Origin of the sequence: Brachybacterium vulturis (assembly GCF_043641765.1) — a bacterium.
Taxonomy (GTDB): domain Bacteria; phylum Actinomycetota; class Actinomycetes; order Actinomycetales; family Dermabacteraceae; genus Brachybacterium; species Brachybacterium vulturis_A.
Genome location: NZ_JBHZRO010000005.1, coordinates 169,014 through 184,798, shown reverse-complemented (window position 1 = coordinate 184,798; position 15,785 = coordinate 169,014). Strand labels below are relative to the sequence as shown.

16 protein-coding genes are annotated in these 15,785 nt (G+C 71.7%); 11 read left to right on the top strand and 5 right to left on the bottom strand.

The features are described 5' to 3' along the window. Window positions 1–12: 12 nt before the first annotated feature. Window positions 13–432, bottom strand: coding sequence for a PaaI family thioesterase (locus tag ACHUEU_RS05835; RefSeq protein ID WP_394214959.1), 420 nt, complete (start codon window positions 430–432; stop codon window positions 13–15). Window positions 433–543: 111 nt separating this feature from the next. Here ACHUEU_RS05835 and paaZ point away from each other — a divergent pair, with 111 nt between their 5' ends. Further along, window positions 544–2,688 (top strand): phenylacetic acid degradation bifunctional protein PaaZ, encoded by a 2,145-nt coding sequence (paaZ, locus tag ACHUEU_RS05830; RefSeq protein ID WP_394214958.1) that lies wholly within the window; start codon window positions 544–546, stop codon window positions 2,686–2,688. Then, on the top strand, window positions 2,669–3,730 hold the full coding sequence (locus ACHUEU_RS05825) for a 3-hydroxyisobutyryl-CoA hydrolase (RefSeq protein ID WP_394214957.1): 1,062 nt from the start codon (window positions 2,669–2,671) through the stop codon (window positions 3,728–3,730). Before paaZ ends, ACHUEU_RS05825 begins: the two co-directional genes overlap by 20 nt. Window positions 3,731–3,818: 88 nt before the next feature. Here ACHUEU_RS05825 and ACHUEU_RS05820 read toward each other — a convergent pair whose 3' ends face one another. From ACHUEU_RS05820 to ACHUEU_RS05810, 3 genes are read right to left on the bottom strand one after another with little or no spacing between them, the layout of a single operon-like run. Next, complete coding sequence (locus ACHUEU_RS05820; protein ID WP_394214956.1) at window positions 3,819–4,436, bottom strand: TetR/AcrR family transcriptional regulator; 618 nt, start codon at window positions 4,434–4,436, stop codon at window positions 3,819–3,821. Window positions 4,437–4,467: 31 nt separating this feature from the next. After that, window positions 4,468–5,784, bottom strand: coding sequence for a phenylacetate--CoA ligase family protein (locus ACHUEU_RS05815; RefSeq protein ID WP_394214955.1), 1,317 nt, complete (start codon window positions 5,782–5,784; stop codon window positions 4,468–4,470). Window positions 5,785–5,828: 44 nt separating this feature from the next. Beyond that, on the bottom strand, window positions 5,829–6,227 hold the full coding sequence (locus ACHUEU_RS05810; protein WP_394214985.1) for a hotdog fold thioesterase: 399 nt from the start codon (window positions 6,225–6,227) through the stop codon (window positions 5,829–5,831). Window positions 6,228–6,499: 272 nt separating this feature from the next. Between ACHUEU_RS05810 and paaA the strand changes: the two genes are divergently transcribed. From paaA to ACHUEU_RS05780, 6 genes are read left to right on the top strand one after another with little or no spacing between them, the layout of a single operon-like run. Further along, window positions 6,500–7,489, top strand: a complete 990-nt coding sequence (paaA, locus tag ACHUEU_RS05805) for a 1,2-phenylacetyl-CoA epoxidase subunit PaaA (protein WP_394214953.1) — start codon at window positions 6,500–6,502, stop codon at window positions 7,487–7,489. A 2-nt stretch (window positions 7,490–7,491) separates the two neighbouring features. Next, window positions 7,492–7,794 (top strand): 1,2-phenylacetyl-CoA epoxidase subunit PaaB, encoded by a 303-nt coding sequence (gene paaB, locus ACHUEU_RS05800; protein ID WP_394214952.1) that lies wholly within the window; start codon window positions 7,492–7,494, stop codon window positions 7,792–7,794. 23 nt (window positions 7,795–7,817) lie between these two features. Next, complete coding sequence (gene paaC, locus ACHUEU_RS05795; RefSeq protein WP_394214984.1) at window positions 7,818–8,654, top strand: 1,2-phenylacetyl-CoA epoxidase subunit PaaC; 837 nt, start codon at window positions 7,818–7,820, stop codon at window positions 8,652–8,654. Window positions 8,655–8,673: 19 nt separating this feature from the next. Then, window positions 8,674–9,171, top strand: a complete 498-nt coding sequence (gene paaD / locus ACHUEU_RS05790; protein ID WP_394214951.1) for a 1,2-phenylacetyl-CoA epoxidase subunit PaaD — start codon at window positions 8,674–8,676, stop codon at window positions 9,169–9,171. Beyond that, entirely contained in the window at window positions 9,168–10,370 is a 1,203-nt protein-coding gene (gene paaE / locus ACHUEU_RS05785; protein ID WP_394214950.1) for a 1,2-phenylacetyl-CoA epoxidase subunit PaaE, read from the top strand. The genes paaD and paaE overlap by 4 nt, the downstream gene beginning before the upstream one ends. Before the next feature lie 23 nt (window positions 10,371–10,393). Continuing rightward, window positions 10,394–11,197: an enoyl-CoA hydratase/isomerase family protein gene (locus ACHUEU_RS05780; RefSeq protein ID WP_394214949.1), complete on the top strand. Its 804-nt coding sequence runs from the start codon at window positions 10,394–10,396 to the stop codon at window positions 11,195–11,197. 61 nt (window positions 11,198–11,258) lie between these two features. On the opposite strand, the gene ACHUEU_RS05775 is transcribed toward ACHUEU_RS05780, so the two are convergent. Then, complete coding sequence (locus tag ACHUEU_RS05775; RefSeq protein ID WP_394214948.1) at window positions 11,259–11,708, bottom strand: Lrp/AsnC family transcriptional regulator; 450 nt, start codon at window positions 11,706–11,708, stop codon at window positions 11,259–11,261. Between the two features lie 256 nt (window positions 11,709–11,964). Between ACHUEU_RS05775 and pdhA the strand changes: the two genes are divergently transcribed. From pdhA to ACHUEU_RS05760, 3 genes are read left to right on the top strand one after another with little or no spacing between them, the layout of a single operon-like run. Then, window positions 11,965–13,221 carry a pyruvate dehydrogenase (acetyl-transferring) E1 component subunit alpha gene (gene pdhA / locus ACHUEU_RS05770; RefSeq protein WP_394214947.1) on the top strand — a complete coding sequence of 419 codons (1,257 nt, stop codon included), beginning with the start codon at window positions 11,965–11,967 and terminating at the stop codon, window positions 13,219–13,221. Next, window positions 13,218–14,300 (top strand): alpha-ketoacid dehydrogenase subunit beta, encoded by a 1,083-nt coding sequence (locus tag ACHUEU_RS05765; RefSeq protein ID WP_394214946.1) that lies wholly within the window; start codon window positions 13,218–13,220, stop codon window positions 14,298–14,300. Before pdhA ends, ACHUEU_RS05765 begins: the two co-directional genes overlap by 4 nt. A 1-nt stretch (window position 14,301) precedes the next feature. After that, window positions 14,302–15,696, top strand: coding sequence for a dihydrolipoamide acetyltransferase family protein (locus ACHUEU_RS05760; protein WP_394214945.1), 1,395 nt, complete (start codon window positions 14,302–14,304; stop codon window positions 15,694–15,696). Window positions 15,697–15,785 lie beyond the last annotated feature (89 nt).

Genomic DNA, 15,785 nt, shown 5'->3' with positions numbered 1-15,785 from the left:
GGGCCGGCGGGCTCAGCCGTGCTCGGGATCGATGAGCATGCTGGTGATCCGCAGCGTGCACAGGCGCTTGCCCGACTCGTGCTCGATCACGACCTGGTGCGTGGCGATCCGCCGCCCCAGATGCAGCGGGGTGGCGGTCAGGGTGACCATCCCGTCCCGGGCGCCCCGGTGATGGGTCGCGGAGACGTCGACGCCGACGGCGACCTTGCCCATCGTGGAGGCATGCTTGACCGCGGCCCAGGAGCCGACGGCCTCCCCTGCGGCGAGGGAGGCCCCGCCGTGCAGGCGGCCCAGCGACTGCCGATTGCCCTCGACCGGCATGGTGGCCACCACCTTCTCGAGGGACTCCTCGAGGATGCGCACCCCCATCTTCTCGTCGAGCTCTCCCAGGGTGATCGTCCAGATGTCGTCCGTGGCGGCGTCCGCGTCCATGTCCTGCTCCTCCCGTGGTGACGGGCGTGACCCGAGCCACTGTGTTTGCTATGGTCCCTGTGCTGACCGAACGTTCAGAAAGGTACCAGCCGGATGAGTACACAGACCAGCATGCCGACCGCTGCCGCCCCCGACGCCGTGGGCGCGCCCGTGGTCCCGAGCTACGTCCGCGACGGCTGGTGGCTCCCCGCGGAGGACTCCCGACTGGCCGTCGTGGCCGATGCCAGCACGGGGGAGCCGGTCGCCCGCTTCGGCGCCGAGGGCCTGGATCTCGGTGAGGTCGTCGAGCACGCCCGCACCGTGGGGCGCCGCACGCTGGGGGAGATGTCCCTCCACGAACGGGCGCTGCGCCTGAAGGAGCTCGCCAAGCACCTCTTCGGCCGGCGCGAGGAGCTGTACGAGATCACCTTCAGCTCCGGCGTCACCACCAAGGACAACCTGGTGGACGTCGACGGCGGCATCGGCACCCTGTTCACCTACTCCTCCAAGGGCCGCCGCGAACTGCCGAACTCGAACGTGGTCACCGAGGGCCCCGTCGAGCAGCTCTCCGCGGACGGCTCCTTCCTGGGCGGTCACGTGCTGACCCGCATCCCGGGCGTGGCCGCGCAGATCAACGCCTTCAACTTCCCGGTCTGGGGGATGCTGGAGAAGTTCGCGCCCGCCTTCATCGCCGGGGTCCCCACCATCGTCAAGCCCGCGACCCCCACCGGCTACATCACCGCGGCGGCGGTGCGGATGATGGTCGAGTCCGGCCTGCTGCCGGACGGCTCGCTGCAGCTGATCTCCGGCTCGGCACGAGGCCTGCTGGACGTCCTGGACCATCGCGACATGCTCTCCTTCACCGGGTCGGCGGACACCGCCGGCGCGCTGCGCTCGCACCCGCACGTGGTGCACGGCGGCGTGCGCTTCACCGCCGAGGCGGATTCGCTCAACGCCGCGGTGCTGGGCCCCGACGCCAGCGAGGGCACGCCGGAGTTCGAGGCCTTCATCCGCGCCGTGGTCACCGAGATGACCGTCAAGGCGGGCCAGAAGTGCACCGCGATCCGCCGCGTGATCGTCCCCGAGGCGCAGCGGGAGGCCGTGACCGCCGCCCTCGGTCGACGGATCCGGGACAAGGTCGTGCTCGGCGACCCCCGCGCCGCGGGCGTCACCATGGGCGCCCTGGCCTCGCGCGATCAGCTGCGTGACGTGCGCGGCGCTGTCGAGGACATGCTCGCCGCCGGCGGCCGGATCGCCCACGGCGCGCTCGAGACCCCCGTGGTGCGCACCCTGTCGGGGGAGGAGGCCACCGCCGACGAGGGTGCCTTCCTGGCACCGATCGTGCTGACCTGGGAGGACCCCGAGGCCGAGGCCGTGCACTCCCGCGAGGCCTTCGGCCCCGTCACCTCCGTGCTGGGCTATCGCGGCCTGGACGACGCCGTGCGCCTCGCCGCCCGCGGCGGCGGCTCGCTGGTCGCCACCGTCTGCACCCACGACCCGGACACCGCGCGCGAGCTCACGGTCGGGATCGCCGGCCACCACGGGCGCGTCCACCTCCTCGACCGCGACACCGCCCGCTCCTCGACCGGACACGGCTCGGCCATGCCGCAGCTCGTGCACGGCGGCCCGGGCCGTGCCGGCGGGGGCGAGGAGCTCGGCGGCATTCGGGCGGTGAAGCACCACATGCAGCGCACCGCGGTCCAGGGCTCGCCCGATCTCCTCACCGCGGTCACCGGTCTCTGGCACACCGGGGCCGCCCAGCGCCTGGCGGGGGACGCGGAGTTCGGCGGGAGCGCCGAGGAGACCCACCCCTTCCGCAAGTCCCTCGCCGAGCTGCGGCTCGGCGACGGCGTCGCCTCGGGGCTGCGGGCGGTCTCCGCGGAGGAGATCAGCGCCTTCGCGCAGACCACCGGCGACACCTTCTATGCGCACACGAACCCGGAGGCGGCCGCGGCGAACCCGTTCTTCCCCGGGATCGTCGCGCACGGATACCTGCTGGTGTCCTGGGGCGCCGGGCTCTTCGTCGACCCTGCCCCGGGGCCGGTGCTGGCCAACTACGGGCTGGAGAACCTGCGTTTCCTCACCCCGGTGGCGGCCGGCGACTCGATCCGCATCACCCTGACCGCCAAGCGCATCACCCCGCGCGTGACCGATGAGCACGGCGAGGTCCGCTGGGACGCCGTGATCCACAACCAGGACGGCGAGGTCGTCGCCACCTACGACGTGCTGACGCTGGTGGAGAAGGAGAGCACGACCTATGCCGGCTGGGACGCCTGAGATCGTCGCCGACGACGAGGTCCTGATCCGCCGCTCCGGGCAGCTGGCGGAGCTGGTCCTGCACCGCCCCCGGGCCCTGAACGCCCTGAACCGGGGCATGATCGACACCGTCCGCGCCCAGCTGGACGCCTGGTGCGAGGACGACTCGGTGGCCACGGTGCTGCTGACCGGGGCGGGGGAGAAGGGGCTCTGCGCCGGCGGGGACGTCCGCTCCGTCCACGGTGCGATGGTCGAGGGCCGCTACGCGGAGTGCGACGGGCTGTTCGCGGCCGAGTACGCGATGAACGCGATGATCGCCGACTACCCCAAGCCCTATGTCGCGTTCATGGACGGCATCGTGCTCGGCGGCGGGCTGGGGATCTCCGGCCACGGCTCGCACCGCATCGTCACCGAGCGGACGCGCCTGGGGATGCCGGAGACCGGCATCGGCTTCTTCCCGGACGTGGGCGGAGCGCATCTGCTGGGGCGCGCGCCGTTCGGTGCCGGGCTGCACATGGCGCTCACCGGCTCTCACATCACCGGCGCGGATGCCCTGGCGTTCGACATCGCCGACCACTTCGTGCCCGCCGCCCGTCTGGAGGAGCTGGCGCGGGCGCTGGAGACCGTCCCGGCCGATGACGCCATCGCCGCGGTCGCCGAGCAGGCACCCCCGGCCCCGCTCGCCGAGCAGCGCCGCTGGATCGAGTCCTGCTACGCGCACGAGAGCGCGGAGGAGATCGTCGCCGCCCTGCGGGCCGACGGGGACCCGGAGGCGGTCGCGGCGGCGGAGACGATCCTGACGAAGTGCCCCACCTCCGTGAAGATCGCCCTCGCCCACGTGCGGGGCGCTCGCGAGGCCGGATCCGTGCACGAGGTGCTGGAGACGGATCTCCGCCTCGCCCACCACCTGGTCCGCGGTCCGAACTTCCGCGAGGGCGTGCGGGCGCTGCTGGTGGACAAGGACCGCAACCCGTCCTGGGCACCGGCCGCCCTCGAGCAGGTCGCGGCCCGGGATGTCACCGAGCTGATCGCGGCGCCCGCCGGGGACCGGCTGCGCGCCTGAGGGCACCGGCGCACGGAGGCGCACCGGCGCGTCCGGGGCCACCGGCGATGCCCTCGGCCCTGCCGCGCACAGCGCACGGAGCGGGACGCTACAGCGACCGCGCGCGCAGCCCGTCCAGCGCCATCGCGACCACCAGGTCCTCCACCTGCGCGGCGGGGACGGGGCCGTCTGTCCGGAACCACTCGGCCATCGAGCTGATCATCCCGAACAGCAGTCGGGTGCTGGTGCGGGCATCGACGTCCTCCCGCAGCACGCCCTCCTGCTGGGCCCGGCCGACGAGCTCGGCGGCCATCAGGTCGATCTCGCGGCGACGGCGCAGGGCGTCCCGCTCGACGGCGGTGTTCCCCCGCAGACGCAGCAGGAGCGTCACGTACGGCTGCCGATCGATCAGCACCCGCACGGTGGCGCGCAGCATGTGCTCGAGCCGCTCCGCCACCGGCCCGGTGCGGATGGAGTCGTCCTCCGTCAGCGCCTCGAGCGGGACCAGGGCCTCGTCCAGGGCCAGCCGCAGCAGGTGCTCCTTGGACTGCACGTGGTGGTAGATCGCCGATTTGCTGACCCCCAGCTCTCCCGCCAGCATGCCCATCGACGTCGCGTCGTAGCCGTGCCGATTGAACACCCGGACGGAGAGAGCGAGCACCGACTCCTGGTCATAGCCGGGACGCCCCTGGCGGGACGCTCCCACAGGGGTGGGGGTCGACGGCACTCGGTTCTCCTCGGGGCAGGGGGCGCGGGGCTCAGAGGCCGCGCAGGTCGTGTATCCGCTTCAGCTTACCGACCGACCGGGGCAGGACGCCCGGGTCGACCACCTCGACGCGGCAGCTGGATCCGATGCCCTTCTTGATCCGCGCGCCCAGCTCGGCAGCGGCCTCCCGGGCACGTTCGCCCGAGCATTCCTCGCGCCGTTCGATCCGCACCGCGAGCTGGTCCATCCGGTCCGGACGCGTCAGCTCCAGCTGGAAGTGCGGGGAGAGTCCGGCGACGGTCAGCGCGATCTCCTCGATCTGGCTGGGGAAGAGGTTCACACCGCGCAGGATGATCATGTCGTCGGACCGCCCCGAGATGCGTCCCATCCGGCGGTGGCCCGGGTAGGCGCTGCCCGGGTGCAGCGTGGACAGATCATGGGTGCGGTAGCGGATGATGGGCAGGGCCTGCTTGGTCAGCGCGGTGAAGACGAGCTCCCCGGGCTCCCCGTCCGCCAGCACGTTCTCGTCGAAGGGGTCGATGATCTCGGGGCGGAAATGGTCCTCCCAGACGTGATTGCCGTCCTTGGTGAGGATCGACTCGCCCGCCACCCCGGGCCCCATCACCTCGGAGAGCCCGTAGATGTCGCAGGCATCGATGTCGAACATCTCCTCGAGCTCGGCGCGCATCTCCTCGGTCCAGGGCTCGGCGCCCAGGACCCCGACCTTCAGCGAGGTGGTGCGCGGATCGATCCCCTGGCGCCTCATGGCGTCCCCGATGGTCAGCAGATAGGTGGGAGTGCACAGGATCGCGTCCGGCTCGAAATCACGGATCAGGGTGATCTGCTTGTCCGTCTGCCCCCCGGACATCGGGATCACCGTGGTGCCCAGGCGCTCGGCGGCGTCATGGGCCCCCAGACCGCCGGTGAACAGACCGTACCCGTAGGCGTTGTGCACCTTCCATCCCGGCTGCACCCCGGAGGCGTGCAGGCAGCGGGCGCCGAGCTTCGCCCAGTCGTCCAGGTCCTGGCGGGTGTAGCCGACCACGGTCGCCCGGCCGGTGGTCCCGGAGGAGGCGTGGATGCGGGCCACCTCCTGCTGCGGGACGGCGAACATCCCGAACGGGTAGGAGCGGCGCAGGTCCTCCTTGTCGGTGAAGGGGAACTTCGCGAGGTCGGAGAGCTCCTGGAGATCATCCGGGTGGACGCCTGCGGCATCGTACTTCTCGCGGTACAGCGGCACCTTGGCGTAGGCGCGCGCGATCGTGGACCGCAGGCGCTCGAGCTGCAGGGCCTCGATCTGGTCGCGGCTCATGGTGAGCTCTGGATCCATCGGGCTGGTCGGCGTCGGGGAGGCGGGAGCGTGGGTCATGGGGGAACCTTCCGGTCAGGAGTGGGAGGAGGGGCGTCGCGGCGTCAGGGACGGCGCACGGTCCGGGAGCGGCCCCGGAACTCGGCGATGACGTCGGTGCTGCCGTCCGCCAGTCTCTGGTGGACCTGGACGTCGTAGATGCCGCTGCGGCCGGCCTGCTGGCGACGGTCGGCGACCGCGGTCAGCAGGCTCCCCGCCACGCCCTGTCCCAGGAAGTTGATATCGGCCCCGGCGGCCACGGTCACCGTGTCCGGGGAGCTGCGGGCAGGATTGCAGGCCATCGCGAACGCGGTGTCGGCCAGGGAGAAGATCATCCCCCCGTGGGCGATCCCGAAGCCGTTGAGCATCTCGGGGCGCAGCATCATGGTGATGACGGCATGGCCGTCGGAGACCTCCTGGACCTCGATGCCCAACCAGTCGGAGGTGCGATCCCCGGCCAGCATCTCGTGGTGGCGGGCCCGCTCGCGGGTGGCATCGGCGGTGTCGGTCACGTGTCCTCCGGGAAGTCGTCGTCGACTGCGATTGGGCATACTGAACGTTCATTAGGGAATCGCACGAGGTGATCCCCGTCAAGTCCGGGGGTGCGGTTGACGGAGCCCCGCGGACTCCGTAGGGTTACTGACCGAACGATCAGTCAGCATAGCGGGCGCGACGGCCCGGGCGCTGATCGTCCGCAGCGCCCGCAACGCGCAGCGCCCGTATCAAGGAGGAGACGATGGCCGAGCAGAGCAGCGCCGGCGCGACCGGTGTCCTGTCCCCGGAGGAGGTGGCCGGCCGGGACGCGTTCGAGGAGCTCATCGCCGAGGACTCCCGGGTCGAGCCGCGCGACTGGATGCCCGCGGACTACCGCAGGAGCCTCACGCGCCAGATGTCCCAGCACGCCCATTCCGAGATCATCGGCATGCAGCCCGAGGCGAACTGGATCACGCGCGCCCCCAGCCTGAAGCGCAAGTCGATCCTGATGGCGAAGGTGCAGGACGAGGCCGGCCACGGCCTGTACCTGTACTCCGCCACGGAGACCCTCGGCACGAGCCGCGACGAGCTCACCGACCAGCTCATCTACGGCTCGGCGAAGTACTCCTCGATCTTCAACTACCCGGCCCGCAGCTGGGCCGACATGGGCGCCATCGGCTGGCTCGTCGACGGTGCCGCCATCGTCAACCAGGTGCCGCTGTGCCGCGCCTCCTACGCGCCCTACGGCCGGGCCATGGTCCGCATCTGCAAGGAGGAGTCCTTCCACCAGCGGCAGGGCTGGGAGATCCTGTACGAGCTCGCCCACGGCAGCCCTGCGCAGAAGCAGATGGCGCAGGATGCGGTGGACCGCTTCTACGCGCCGGCCCTGATGATGTTCGGCCCGCCGGATGCCGACTCCCCGAACTCGCAGCAGTCCATGGCCTGGAACATCAAGCGCTTCAGCAATGACGAACTGCGCCAGCGCTTCGTCGGGATGATCGTCGAGCAGGCCGAGGCCCTCGGCCTCACCCTCCCGGATCCGGAGCTGCGCTTCGACGAGGAGTCGGGCCAGTGGGTCCACCAGGACCTGGACTGGGACGAGTTCATGCGCGTGATCAAGGGCGGCGGTCCCTGCAACGCACAGCGGATGGCCCGTCGCCGCGACGCGCACGAGGACGGCGCCTGGGTGCGCGAGGCCGCCGCGGCCTACGCCCGCAGCCAGGCCGATGACGAGATGGACGAGGTGGCGTGATCATGACCGAGCAGATCCCCGCCTCCGCCGGATGGCCGCTCTGGGAGGTGTTCGTGCGCTCCTCGCGCGGCCTCTCCCACGTCCACGCCGGATCGCTGCACGCCCCGGACTCCGAGATGGCCGTCCAGAACGCCCGTGACCTGTACACCCGTCGGAACGAAGGGGTCTCCCTCTGGGTGGTCCGCTCCAGCGACATCACCACCTCGGATCCCGATGCGAAGGGCCCGATGTTCGAGTCGGCGAAGGGCAAGGACTACCGCCACGCCACCTATTACACGAAGAGCCAGGGGGTGAAGCACCTGTGACCACCTCGACCAGCACCCCGTCCATGGAGAGCTCGGGCGATGCCACCGCCTCCGCGACCCGCATCACCCCGGGCAACGCGCTGCGCCCCGAGGACATCGCCCAGCAGGGCGAGGTCCCCGCGGACGAGAACGTGGCCGCCTACGCCCTGCGCCTGGGCGACGACGCCCTGATCCTGGCCCAGCGACTGTCCCACTGGATCTCGCGCGCCCCCGAGCTGGAGGAGGACGTGGCCCTGGGCAACATCGCCCTGGACCAGCTCGGCCACGCCCGCTCCTTCCTGACCTACGCGGGCCTGTTCGACGGCCGCACCGAGGACGATCTCGCCTACTTCCGCGAGGAGGAGGAGTTCCGCTGCCTGCACCTCGTCGAGCAGCCCAACGGCGACTTCGCGGTGACGATCGTGCGCCAGCTGCTGATGTCCGTCTATCAGCATCTGCTGTACTCGCGGCTGGTGGACTCCGAGGACGCCACCCTCTCCGCCATCGCTGCCAAGGCGATCAAGGAGGTCGACTACCACCTCGAGCACGCCCGCCTGTGGACCCTGCGCCTGGGCCGCGGCACCGAGGAGTCCGCGCGCCGCATGCGCCGCGCCCTGGAGCGGCTATGGCCCTACACCGAGGAGCCCTTCGGCGACGAACCGCTGCACGACGAGCTCGCATCGATCGCCGTGCGCCCCTCGAGCCTGCGCGGGGAGTGGGAGGCCCGGGTGCAGGAGATCCTGGCGGAGGCCGGACTCGAGGTCCCGCAGGTGGCCGCCGCCTGGTGCGCCGGCCGCAGCGGGGAGCATTCCGAGCACCTGGGCTTCCTGCTGGCCGAGATGCAGTCGCTGGCCCGCAAGCACCCCGGCGCCACCTGGTGAGCACCCCCGAGGAGACATCATGATCACGACAGCACCACGCTCCGCCGTCCTGCACGACATCGCCTCCCGCGTCGCCGACCCCGAGATCCCGGTCCTCTCGATCGCGGACCTGGGGATCCTGCGCTCGGTCGCCGAGGACGAGCACGGCACGGTGGTCGTCACCATCACGCCCACCTACTCCGGCTGCCCCGCCCTGGACGCGATCCGCCAGGACCTGGTCACGGAGTTCTCCCGCGAGGGGTACGAGCACGTCCGGGTCGAGACGGTGCTGTCCCCCGCGTGGACCACGGACTGGATGACCGAGGAGGGTAAGGCCAAGCTCGAGGAGTACGGCATCGCCCCGCCGACGGGCACCGGCCATCGCGGTCCGGTCACCGTCGGCATGAGCGTGAAGTGCCCGCTGTGCCACTCGCTGCGCACCCGGGAGCTCGCACGCTTCGGCTCCACCTCGTGCAAGGCCCTCTACTCCTGCCGCGACTGCCTGGAGCCCTTCGACTACTTCAAGGTCCTCGCATGAGCGCGCCCGGGTCGGTGACCGACGCGGCGGCGGAGCATCCCGGCACCGGCGAGCCCCTCGGCCGTCGCCGCGCCGTCTTCCACCCGCTCGAGGTCTCCTCGGTGCGGCGGCTCACCGCGGACTCCGTGGAGGTCGGCTTCACCGTGCCCGAGGAGCTCGCCGATGAGTACGACTACGCGGCCGGGCAGTACGTCGCCCTGCGCAAGGAGATCCCGAACGCCGACGGCGAGGTCCAGGAGCTCCGCCGCAGCTACTCGATCTGCACCGAGCCCCGCCGCGGCCGCCTGGAGATCGCCATCAAGCGCGACCTCGGCGGGCTCTTCTCCACCTGGGCGAACGACGAGCTGTCGGTCGGCGACCGGATCGACGTGATGAGCCCCTCCGGTGCCTTCATCTCCAAGCACCGGATGACCGGTCTCAACGATCCCGAGAGTATCGACACCACGCGCGAGCACACCTTCGTGGCCGTCGCCGCCGGCTCCGGCATCACCCCGATCATGGCGATCGCCCGGACGGTGCTGGCCGCGGACAGCGCCGTGCGCTTCGACCTGGTCTACTCCAACCGGGCGGCGATGGACGTCATGTTCCTCGAGGAGCTCGCCGACCTCAAGGACCGCTACCCGGACCGGTTCGGCCTCCACCATGTCCTCACCCGCGAGCAGCGGATCTCCCCGCTGCTGTCCGGCCGCATCGATGCCGAGAAGCTCTCCACCCTGCTCACCCGCACGCTCCGCGCGGAGACGGTCGACGAATGGTTCCTCTGCGGTCCGTTCGAGATGGTCCAGCTGGTGCGCGACGAGCTGGAGGAGCTCGGCGTCGAGGCCGAGAGGGTGCGCTACGAGCTGTTCACCACCGGCCGGGAGAACACCCCCGGCGGGCAGGTGGGGCGTCCCGTCGAGGTCGACGACACCGGCGACAACGTGCAGATCTCCTTCCGGCTCGACGGCCTGGAGGGCGAGGTCGCCTCGCCCCGCGCGGCCCGCGAGACCGTGCTCAACGCCGCCCTGCGGGTCCGCCAGGACGTCCCCTTCGCCTGCGCCGGCGGGGTCTGCGGCACCTGTCGCGCCAAGCTGATCGAGGGCGAGGTCGAGATGTCGGAGAACTTCGCCCTCGAGCCCGAGGAGATCGAGCGCGGCTACGTGCTGACCTGCCAGTCCCATCCGACGACCGACGCCGTCCGCGTCGACTACGACGTGTAGGAACGACGACCTCCAGGAGAGACATGATCGAGCTGACCATCACCGACGGCGTCGCCGAGGTGGTCCTCGCCGCACCGAAGACGCTCAACTCCCTCGACATCGCCGGGATCGACGAGCTCGCGCAGGTCTACGACGAGGCCGCCGATGCCGCCCGGCGCGGTGAGGTGCGGGCACTGCTGCTGCGCGGCGAGGGGCGCGGCTTCTGCGCCGGGAGGGACATCTCCGGGGTCGACCCGGCCGAGGACGACGTCTCCGGATATCTCGACGGCCGGGTCCAGCCGCTGCTGCAGTCCATGACCGCCTTCCCCGCCCCCACCTTCGCCGCCGTCCACGGTGCCTGCCTGGGCGTCGGCCTGGGCCTGGCGATCGCCACGGATGTCGTCTACGTCGCCGAGGACGCCAAGATCGGGTCCCCGTTCGCGAACCTCGGCGCCACCCTCGATTCGGGAGGGCACTGGCTGTTCACCGAGCGCCTGGGACCGCATCGCGCCCTGGACCTGATCTATACGGCGGAGCTGATGAGCGGTGCGGAGGCCGTGGCGGGAGGGCTGTTCGCCCGCGCGATGCCGGCGGAGTCCCTGCTCGAGCAGACCCGCGCGATCACCACGAAGGTCGCCTCCGGGGCCACCGGGGCCTTCCTGGCCTCGAAGGAGCTGGTGGGCCAGATCCGGGATCAGCGTCTCGGGCTGTGGGAGTCGATGGCCGCCGAGAACCGGGCGCAGGCCGAGCTCTGCGCCTCCGCCGACTACGCCGAGGGGTTCGCCGCCTTCCAGCAGAAGCGTGCGCCCGTCTTCCGCGGCCCCGCGGCGGCGCCCTCGGAGTCCTGACGTCGAAGTCCTGACGTCGGCGTCCTGAGGTCGGACGACGCCGGTCAGCGGCCCGGTGCCGTCACCGGGTGTCCGCATCCTCGAAGATCACGAAGGTCTGCGTGTCCAGCACGCCCGGCAGCGGCTGGATGAAGTCGAAGACGACCCGCCGCAGGTCCAGGTTGTCACGGGCCCGCACCAGCAGCAGCACGTCGAAGTTCCCGCCCACCAGGGACACGTGATAGATCTCCGGGATCCCCCTGAGCGCTTCCTTCACGTCCCGCCAGCTGTGCTGGCGCAGCTTCAGGGTGACGTACGCGGAGGTGCGCATCCCGGCGCGGACGGGGTCGACCACCGCGCTGAACCGTGTGATGACCTCCTCGTCCTGCAACCGCCCGATGCGTGCATAGGCGTGGGCGCGGGAGATGTGGAGCGACTTTGCCAGTGCCGTCACCGACTGCCGCCCGTCCCGGACCAGCTCCTCCAGGAGGCGCTCGTCGAGCTCATCGAGACGCGCGGGATCTCTCTCCATGGGCAGACCTCCCTGGTGCGGCGTGATGGTCGTGCGTGGTGGGGCCCCGGGGTGGGGGGACGCGCCCGAGAAGGCGCGGCACCGACGCCACGACCACCGCGTCGGATCGTCGCCAGACTACGCACCCGGGGTCAATTCGTCCACAGATCCGCCGGACCAGATGTGCGAACTGGCCATGGGTGGCAGGGTTCCAGATACGGAATGCCCGCGGACTGTCTGTCCCGGCGGGACGAACCACAGCGGCGTGGGAGGAACGATGAGCGACGACGTGCGCGACAGGATGCGACGCGGCACCGACGAGACCGCCGGCAGCGGCGACGGAGCCGTCGGCGGCCCCGCGGAGCCCACTACCGGCCCGGAGCAGCCGACGGACCGGGTGGAGGCGGCGGCCCGCAGCTTCGGCATCACGCCGGAGGACTACATGCTCCCCGCGCGGCACCTGATCCGGATCGTCGGACCCGACGGGCGCATCTGCCGCTCCGCGGGCGAGGACCCGGAGCCGGGGCACGACTACCCCCTGCCGGCGGACGAGGACCTGCTGGCGGCATACCGCCGCCTGGTCACCGGGCGACGGCTGAACGATCAGAACTCGGCGCTGGTGCGCCAGGGCCGGATGGCCGTCTACCCCTCGAGCTTTGGCCAGGAGGCCTGCCAGGTGGCCGCCTCGGCGCACCTGGAGCCGCAGGACTGGCTGTTCCCCACCTACCGCGATGCCGTCGCGGTGATCTCGCGCGGCGTGCCGCCCGAGGAGGCCATGACGCTGTTCCGCGGCGACTGGCACAGCGGCTACGACCCCCGCGAACACCGGGTGGGCATCGAGTCCACCCCGCTGACCACCCAGCTGCTGCACGGCGTGGGCGTGGCGCACGCGGCGCGGCTGCGCGGGGAGGACACCGTGGTGGTCGCTCTCTGCGGCGACGGTGCCACCAGCGAGGGCGACTTCCACGAGGCCCTGAACTTCGCCGCCGTCTTCCACCTGCCCGTGATCTTCTTCGTGCAGAACAACCAGTACGCGATCTCGGTCCCGCTGGAGCGGCAGACCGCCGCCCCCTCGCTGGCGCACAAGGCCGTCGGCTACGGGATGGCCGGTGAGCGGGTGGACGGGAACGACCTCGTCGCTCTGCTCGCCGTGTTCGAGCGCGCGGTGCGCCTGACCCGCGGAGGGTCCGGTCCCCTGCTCATCGAGGCGCTGACGTACCGGATCGAGGCGCACACCAATGCGGACGACGCCACCCGGTACCGCACCGACGAGGAGGCCTCGCACTGGCGGACCCTCGACCCGGTCACTCGGATGCGCACCTACCTGAGCGACCGCGGGCTGCTCACCGACGATCTCCAGGCCGAGGTCCAGGCAGCGGCCGAGCAGGCCGCCGCCGAGCTGCGCGAGGGCATGAACGCCGAGCAGGAGCTGGACCCGCAGGAGCTCTTCGCCCACGTCTATACCGTCCCCACCCCGCAGCTGGTCGAGCAGTCGGCACAGCTGGCGGACGAGCTCGCCCGCGAGGAGGCATGATGAGCACCACCGCCGAGACCACGACGCCGGTCACGATGGCCGCCGCGCTCAACGCCGCGCTGGCGGACGCGCTGACGGCCGATCCCGGCGTGCTCGTGTTCGGCGAGGACGTCGGCACCCTCGGCGGGGTCTTCCGCGTCACCGACGGCCTGGCCGAGCGCTTCGGCGTGGACCGCTGCTTCGACACCCCGCTGGCCGAGTCCGGGATCGCCGGGACGGCCGTGGGGATGGCGATGGGCGGGATGCGTCCCGTGATCGAGATGCAGTTCGACGCCTTCGCCTACCCCGCCTTCCAGCAGGTCGTCTCCCACATCGCGAAGATGCGCAACCGCACCCGCGGCGCGCTGGCGATGTCGCTGGTCATCCGGATCCCGTACGCCGGCGGGATCGGCGGGGTGGAGCACCACAGCGACTCCTCCGAGGCGTACTACGCCCACACCCCCGGGCTCAAGGTCGTCACCCCGGCCACCGTCGCCGATGCCTACCTGCTGCTGCGGGCGGCCATCGATTCGGACGACCCGGTCGTCTTCCTGGAGCCGAAGAAGCTCTACTTCTCCAAGGACCAGGTGGACCTCGCCGCCCTGCGGGCCCGGTACGACGCCGGCGCCGGCGCCGGCGCGACGAGCACGAGCGGCGACGCCGACGCCGAGGGCGATCCGCGCACAGCGCTGGAGGCGGGAGGCGCCACCATCGCCCGCAGCGGCGCGGACGCCACGCTGGTCGCCTACGGCCCCTCGCTCCCGGCAGTCCTGGCAGCGGCGGCAGCCGCTGAGGAGGAGGGGCGATCCCTCGAGGTGATCGACGCGCGCACGATCGTCCCCTTCGACGACGCCGCGGTCGTGGCCTCCGTGCGCCGGACCGGGCGCGCGCTCGTCGTCTCCGAGGAGACCGGCTTCGGCTCGGTGGCCGGGGAGATCGCCGCCCGCATCCAGGAGCGCTGCTTCCACTCGCTGCGCGGCCCCGTGCTGCGGGTGACCGGCTTCGACATCCCCTATCCGCCGCCCAAGCTCGAGCACCACTTCCTGCCCGGCGTGGACCGGATCCTCGACGCCGTCGACGACCTGCAGTGGGAGGACTGAGATGACCATCCGCACCTTCGCACTCCCGGATCTGGGGGAGGGACTGACCGAGGCCGAGATCGTCCAGTGGCTGGTGGCCGCGGGGGACACCGTGGCCGTGGACCAGCCCATCGTCGAGGTCGAGACCGCCAAGGCCGCCGTCGAGGTGCCCTGCCCGTTCGCCGGCACCGTGACGACCCTGCACGCCGAGGCCGATACGGCGCTCGCCGTCGGCGCACCGCTGATCTCCGTCGAGGACGGCCTCGGCGACGCGCCCACCGGTGCCGGTGACGGTGCGCGCGACGGCGCCGATGAGGAGGCCGAGAACGAGGCCGCGGGCGAGGGGTCCGGACAGGTCCTGGTCGGCTACGGCACCACGACCGCCTCGTCACAGCGCCGCCGCCGGCCGCGGAAGCGCGGCGGAGCGGAGGCGGCCGCGACAGCGCCCGCGCTGGCAGCGCCTGCGCCGACCGTGCCCGCGGTCGCCCCGGTGGCGTCCGAGGACCCACCGGCGCAGGCGCCCCGGGTGATCAACCCGCTGGTGCGACGGCTGGCCCGCGAGCAAGGCGTGGACCTCACCGCCGTGCGCGGGACCGGCCCGACCGGTCTGATCATGCGGGCGGATGTCACCGCCGCAGCGGAAAGTCCCGCGACTGCGGGCCCCGCAGCCGGTCAGGCGCAGTCGAGCTCCGAGGTCGACGAGGGCACCGGCCTCCGGATCGTCGGGACCGAGAAGGTCACCGGGATGCGCAAGGCGACCGCCGCCGCCGTGTCCCGCTCCCGCCGCGAGATCCCGGAGGCGACCGTCTGGGTGGATGTCGATGTGACGCCGCTGCAGGAGCTGCGCGCCGACCTCGCCGCCCGGGACGGCAAAGCGCCCGGCCTGCTGGCCTTCGCCTCCCGCTTCGCCCTGGCCGGGCTCACCCGGTACCCGCAGCTCGCGCAGCGCTTCGAGGAGGATGCCGAGGGGGCACAGCAGATCGTCTCTTTCGACGGCATCAACCTCGCCGTCGCGGTCCAGACCGACCGCGGCCTGGTGGTCCCCTCGCTGCGCGGCGCCCACACCATGACCACCCGGCAGCTGCAGGACGCGCTGCGACGGCTCACCGAGCTGGCACGCTCGGGCGAGGCCACCGCGCAGGACCTGACCGGCGGGACCTTCACCGTGAACAACTACGGGGTGTTCGGGGTGGACGGCTCGGCCGCGATCATCCCGCAGGGCCAGGCCGCGATGCTCGGCATGGGCCGCATCGTCGAGCGCGGCTGGGGCGTGGACGGCGAACTGCGGCTGCGTCAGATCATGCAGCTCTCGCTGGTCTTCGACCACCGCATCTGCGATGGCGGGACCGCCGGCGGCTTCCTCCGCTTCGTGGCGGACTGCTTCGAGCACCCGGCGGGGGTGCTGGCGGACCTGTGAGGGGCTGGGCGGGGCCCGACCCGGGTGCGGGCAGCTCCGAGGAGATGCGCGAGAACTGCTGACGCGCCGCGCCCACGGGTCTACGCTGA

Coding starts and splice junctions, on each gene's coding strand:
- pdhA (WP_394214947.1), top strand. CDS start 11,965: ATGAGCGACGACGTGCGCGACAGGATGCGACGCGGCACCGACGAGACC.
- ACHUEU_RS05835 (WP_394214959.1), bottom strand. CDS start 432: ATGGACGCGGACGCCGCCACGGACGACATCTGGACGATCACCCTGGGA.
- ACHUEU_RS05815 (WP_394214955.1), bottom strand. CDS start 5,784: ATGACCCACGCTCCCGCCTCCCCGACGCCGACCAGCCCGATGGATCCA.
- paaE (WP_394214950.1), top strand. CDS start 9,168: ATGAGCGCGCCCGGGTCGGTGACCGACGCGGCGGCGGAGCATCCCGGC.
- paaC (WP_394214984.1), top strand. CDS start 7,818: ATGGAGAGCTCGGGCGATGCCACCGCCTCCGCGACCCGCATCACCCCG.
- ACHUEU_RS05765 (WP_394214946.1), top strand. CDS start 13,218: ATGATGAGCACCACCGCCGAGACCACGACGCCGGTCACGATGGCCGCC.
- paaD (WP_394214951.1), top strand. CDS start 8,674: ATGATCACGACAGCACCACGCTCCGCCGTCCTGCACGACATCGCCTCC.
- ACHUEU_RS05780 (WP_394214949.1), top strand. CDS start 10,394: ATGATCGAGCTGACCATCACCGACGGCGTCGCCGAGGTGGTCCTCGCC.
- paaA (WP_394214953.1), top strand. CDS start 6,500: ATGGCCGAGCAGAGCAGCGCCGGCGCGACCGGTGTCCTGTCCCCGGAG.
- ACHUEU_RS05775 (WP_394214948.1), bottom strand. CDS start 11,708: ATGGAGAGAGATCCCGCGCGTCTCGATGAGCTCGACGAGCGCCTCCTG.
- ACHUEU_RS05825 (WP_394214957.1), top strand. CDS start 2,669: ATGCCGGCTGGGACGCCTGAGATCGTCGCCGACGACGAGGTCCTGATC.
- ACHUEU_RS05810 (WP_394214985.1), bottom strand. CDS start 6,227: ATGCTGGCCGGGGATCGCACCTCCGACTGGTTGGGCATCGAGGTCCAG.
- paaB (WP_394214952.1), top strand. CDS start 7,492: ATGACCGAGCAGATCCCCGCCTCCGCCGGATGGCCGCTCTGGGAGGTG.
- paaZ (WP_394214958.1), top strand. CDS start 544: ATGCCGACCGCTGCCGCCCCCGACGCCGTGGGCGCGCCCGTGGTCCCG.
- ACHUEU_RS05760 (WP_394214945.1), top strand. CDS start 14,302: ATGACCATCCGCACCTTCGCACTCCCGGATCTGGGGGAGGGACTGACC.